This is a genomic window from uncultured Mycobacterium sp. (assembly GCF_964249325.1).
Taxonomy (GTDB): Bacteria; Actinomycetota; Actinomycetes; order Mycobacteriales; family Mycobacteriaceae; genus Mycobacterium.
The window spans coordinates 1-4,102 of sequence record NZ_CAXUCH010000314.1 but is presented as its reverse complement, the minus strand read 5'-3'; the positions used below and the strand labels follow the sequence as shown (position 1 = coordinate 4,102).

Here is a 4,102-nt window from a genome sequence, read left to right as displayed (position 1 = left end):
CACGTTCCACCATCCGGAGACTTTGCTGCGCGCCGACGATGAAGACGAAGACGACCCATGACCACCGTCGCGTCCCTATGCGACTAACAGCAACTCCGCTGCCAGCGCGGCGCCACACACCGCGGACGCGATTGAAAGCGCAATCCAGTCCGCCCGTTTCGGGCGCGACGGCGCCGCTGAAATCTGCCCGATACCACCACGGGCGGTGATCGCATCACCCATCTCGTCGGCGCGCCGCAGCGTGACCGCGATCGCGGTGGCGGTCAGGTCGATCAGCTCCAACGCGCGGCGCCTACGCCGTGCCCTGCGCCTCCGTGGAATCTGCTGAGGCCGCAGACGACGCGCGGCGTACAGCACCCGGAACTCGTCGATCAGCATCGGGAAAGCCCGCAGCGCGAGCGCCAACGCGACCGCCCACTCGTCGACCGGGATACGCATCAGCCGCAGCGGGGTTCCCAATGTTGCGACTGAGGGGGCAATTTCGCCGATGTTGGTGGTCCACGACACCATCGCGCCCAAGCCGAGCAACACCATCGACAAAGCGGTAATCCGAAGGAAATACAGCAGGCCGCCAAGCCCCACGGAAACGGCGCCCACATGGATCAGCGGGCTGCCGCCCGCCAGCGCCGCAGTAATACCGCCGAAGGCGATCAGGATCCACAGCCACAGCGGCACTGATGGCAGCACTCCGCGCGGGATGTTGGCGACCCGGGCCGCCGCCAGCACCATCGCAGCCACCAAACCGATCGACACCCATCCCGGATAAAACGTCAGCAGCACCGAAATACCGAAAACGACAATGAGCTTGGTGCCGGCCCACAGTTCATGAATGGGTGAGCTGCCCGGCACCGGCCGCAGCAGCACAACCGGTCGGCCCGGTCGGCGCGTGGGGCGACGAGCTGACGCGGTGGCGGTCACGACATGCCTCCGGCGGCGGTCGACGCCGGTTCCAGCACACCGTGGCGCAGATGCAAGGTGCGCGGGCACAACTCTTCGAGCCCGGTGAAGTCATGTGAGATGACCACCAACGTCAAATCCCGCTCACGGCGCAGGTCCTCCAGCAGCCGCAGCAGGCCGCGCTGGGTGGCGGCGTCCAGCCCGGCCAGCGGCTCGTCGAGGATCAGCGCCCGCGGCGACCTCGCCAGCAGCCCGGCCAGCACCAGTCGGCGCATCTGACCACCGCTGAGCTGATCGATGCGCCGCTTCGCCAGCGAGGCATCCAGTCCAACAGCGCCCAGCGCTGCGATAACCCGATCGTGGTCCCGAGGCGAAAAACCTGCTGCCGACGCCACTTCCAGATCGACATGGCTGCGCATCAACTGTAAATGGCTGCGCATCAACTGTAAGCGGGCCGCCTGAAACGACAACGCCACCGCGCCCACCTGCTCATGGGTGGGACGCCCGTCGAGCAGACACGTACCGGTCGTGGGCACCGTCAGCCCGGCCATGATCCACGCGAGCGTGGACTTACCCGAGCCGTTGCCGCCGTGGATCAACACCCCGTCACCCTGGTGCACCACAAAGCTGACGTCGCGCAGCGCGGTTTTGGCCCACGGTGTGCCGCTGCTGTATTCGTGGCCGACGCCGACCAATTCGAGCACCGGTGCGCCACTCTCATCGCCGGCGGGGATGGCTGCCACGGGCGCCGCCGTGGTCTCCACCATCTCGGTGTTCTCCCGGGTATTGCTGAGGTTGATCACCCGACCGGCGGACTCGGCCTCGTTGCTGTAATGCGTGATGTGCACCAGCGCCATGCGGTGCCGTTTGGTCAGCCCCGAGAGAATGCCGAGCAGGGTGTCGCGGCCCTGTTGGTCGACCATGCTGGTGACCTCGTCTGCGATCAGCAGCACCGGCTCACGTGCCAGCGCCGCCGCCAAGGCCAGCCGCTGAAGTTCCCCACCGGAGAGGCTTCCGGTGTCGCGCTCGGCGAGCCCGTCAAGGCCCACCTCGCCGAGCAGCCGATCGACGTCGGTCGTCGTGCCGGGCGGCAGCCCCCACACCACGTCGTCGGCGACGCGGGTGCCGAGCACCTGGCTTTCGGGGTGCTGCATAACGACAGCGGTGCCGCCCATCCGCCCGAGACCCACCGCGCCGGGGCGTTGCACGGTGCCCGAGGTCGGCTCGCGGCCCGCCAATATCAGCATCAAGGTGGTTTTGCCCGAGCCATTGGCGCCGGTGATCGCGATGTGTTCACCGACGCGCACCTCGAGGCTGACCGGCGGCAAGGCGTCCTGGCTAGTACCCGGGTAGCGGAAGCGCACCCCGTCCAGCCGCACCGGCACCGGCGCAATTGCGCCGCTGTCGGTCAAAGCGTCCAGCTTGTGCACGTCGGGGATGCCGCTCATCCGCTCCAACACGCGGGACAGCGCCCACCAACCGATCAGCGACACGATCAGGATCGAGACGACGCCATAGCCGAGCATTAGCCACGGCCAGTGATGCAAAACGAGCCCAAGGACACGCCTGACGTGGTCGGCCGGCACGCCGAGACCGGATCGCGCCATCACCGCCGCGATGCCGTCGACGTTGGCGGTGACGGTGTCGAAAACCAGATGACGCAGCCGGGCCAGCACACTCAATGCCACGACCAACGCGGCGCCGAAAACCGTGCCGGCGACAACAGACGCGGCGATGACGGTGGGTGTGCCGCGGCGCCGACGCTTGACGATTCCGGTCAGTCCCCCGACATAAGCGCTGTTGACAACCGTCATGAAGCCGCCCATGCCGGCGATCAGGAACGCGATCACCGCGGCGGCGACGGTCCCGGCGATCAACACCCGCAGGCGGTAGCGATAGGCCAGCAGCCCCATAGGGACCGTGCCCAGCAGCGCCAGCGCGCCCCCGAACGGCATGACGACCGCGATGATCGCGGTCGCTGCGCACAACGCCGCCATGACCGACGCATGCGCCAGTTCAGCGGGCCGCATTGAACGAGTCCGCTTTTGGAGCGCGTTACTCGGGCCGGTCGACGTCATTGCACCGATTCTGCCAGTCTCCAAGGGTTTCCCACTTCCCACACGGCTGGCGGCGCAGAGCAGGCGACGCACCGGCACGATTGATCTATATAGCAAAGCTATGCAATCATTGGAGTATGTCGTCATCCGCCACAGCCGGCGGTGCCGCAGTCGGCGACGCGGCCAGTACCGAGGCCGAGTCGAGCCTGGGGGCGGATCTCCTTGCTGTGGTTGCCCGGCTGAACCGGCTGGCCACCCAACGCATCCAATTGCCGCTGCCGGTGGCGCAGGCCCGGCTGCTGTCAACCATCGAGGCGCACGGCGAAGCCCGCATTTGCGACCTGGCCGCCATGGACCACTGCTCACAGCCGACGATGACCACCCAAGTGCGACGGTTGGAGGACGCCGGTCTGGTCACCCGCACGGTCGACCCACGAGACGCCCGCGCGGTGCGTATCCGCATCACTCCCGCGGGTGCACGTACCCTCAACCGCGTCCGAGCCGACCGCGCATCGGCGATCGAGCCGCAGTTGGCTCGTCTCGGGCCCACGGACCGGCAGGTATTGACCGATGCCGTGGCGGTATTGCGCCGGCTCCTTGACGATTCCGCACCCCCGCCAAAGCCCAGCATTACGCCATAAGAACCGGTCGGTGCTGGAGGCCCCCTGCGCGCGCCGTCTGCGCGCACTGTTGGATAGATAATTGCGCTGCCGGGTAGATAACCATCAATCGGCACGATGTGACCGGTGATGAAAGGTGGCGGCCCATGCGGACCGAGGCGTTCGCTTCCCCGTTGACCGTTTGGGTTGGATCCACGAGTTACACGTTTGGGCCGGGCCGCGACATCACGGTCGGCCACGACAGCCGTTCTGACGTCCCCCTCGACGATCGCGGCGGCGGGTGGACCGAACCCGTCCACCTGGTGTTGCGGTTCACCGGGCACCATTGGGTCGCAGTCGACCGGAGCCGACAGGGCATCTACGTCGAGGGCACGCGGATGCCGACGGTCAACATCCGCGACGGTCAGACCATCACCGTCGGCGATCCCCAGCATGGGCCTCGGCTGCTGTTTCGCCTGGGCGCCTCGGCGCAGGCGGCCGGCGGGCCGCCGAAGAAGAAGTCCCGCAAGAAGCTGCTGCTCATGGTGG

4 protein-coding genes are annotated in these 4,102 nt (G+C 67.3%); 2 read left to right on the top strand and 2 right to left on the bottom strand.

Annotated features, from left to right (window positions below; genetic code table 11):
- Positions 1-75: 75 nt before the first annotated feature.
- Both ACFE99_RS23425 and ACFE99_RS23420 read right to left on the bottom strand, forming a co-directional pair.
- Positions 76-918 carry a CbiQ family ECF transporter T component gene (locus tag ACFE99_RS23425; protein ID WP_375489032.1) on the bottom strand — a complete coding sequence of 281 codons (843 nt, stop codon included), beginning with the start codon at positions 916-918 and terminating at the stop codon, positions 76-78.
- Positions 915-2,975, bottom strand: a complete 2,061-nt coding sequence (locus ACFE99_RS23420; protein ID WP_375489030.1) for an ATP-binding cassette domain-containing protein — start codon at positions 2,973-2,975, stop codon at positions 915-917. The genes ACFE99_RS23425 and ACFE99_RS23420 overlap by 4 nt, the downstream gene beginning before the upstream one ends.
- Positions 2,976-3,091: 116 nt before the next feature.
- On the opposite strand from ACFE99_RS23420, the gene ACFE99_RS23415 reads away from it, so the two are divergent.
- Both ACFE99_RS23415 and ACFE99_RS23410 read left to right on the top strand, forming a co-directional pair.
- Entirely contained in the window at positions 3,092-3,595 is a 504-nt protein-coding gene (locus tag ACFE99_RS23415) for a MarR family winged helix-turn-helix transcriptional regulator (RefSeq protein WP_375489028.1), read from the top strand.
- A gap of 125 nt (positions 3,596-3,720) precedes the next feature.
- Positions 3,721-4,102, top strand: a 382-nt coding sequence (locus tag ACFE99_RS23410) for an FHA domain-containing protein (RefSeq protein ID WP_375489026.1), incomplete at its 3' end; no start/stop codon positions are given.

What these genes read in the sequence shown, in the direction of transcription:
- ACFE99_RS23420 (WP_375489030.1), bottom strand. Translation starts at nt 2,975, where the DNA reads ATGACGTCGACCGGCCCGAGTAACGCGCTCCAAAAGCGGACTCGTTCA.
- ACFE99_RS23415 (WP_375489028.1), top strand. Translation starts at nt 3,092, where the DNA reads ATGTCGTCATCCGCCACAGCCGGCGGTGCCGCAGTCGGCGACGCGGCC.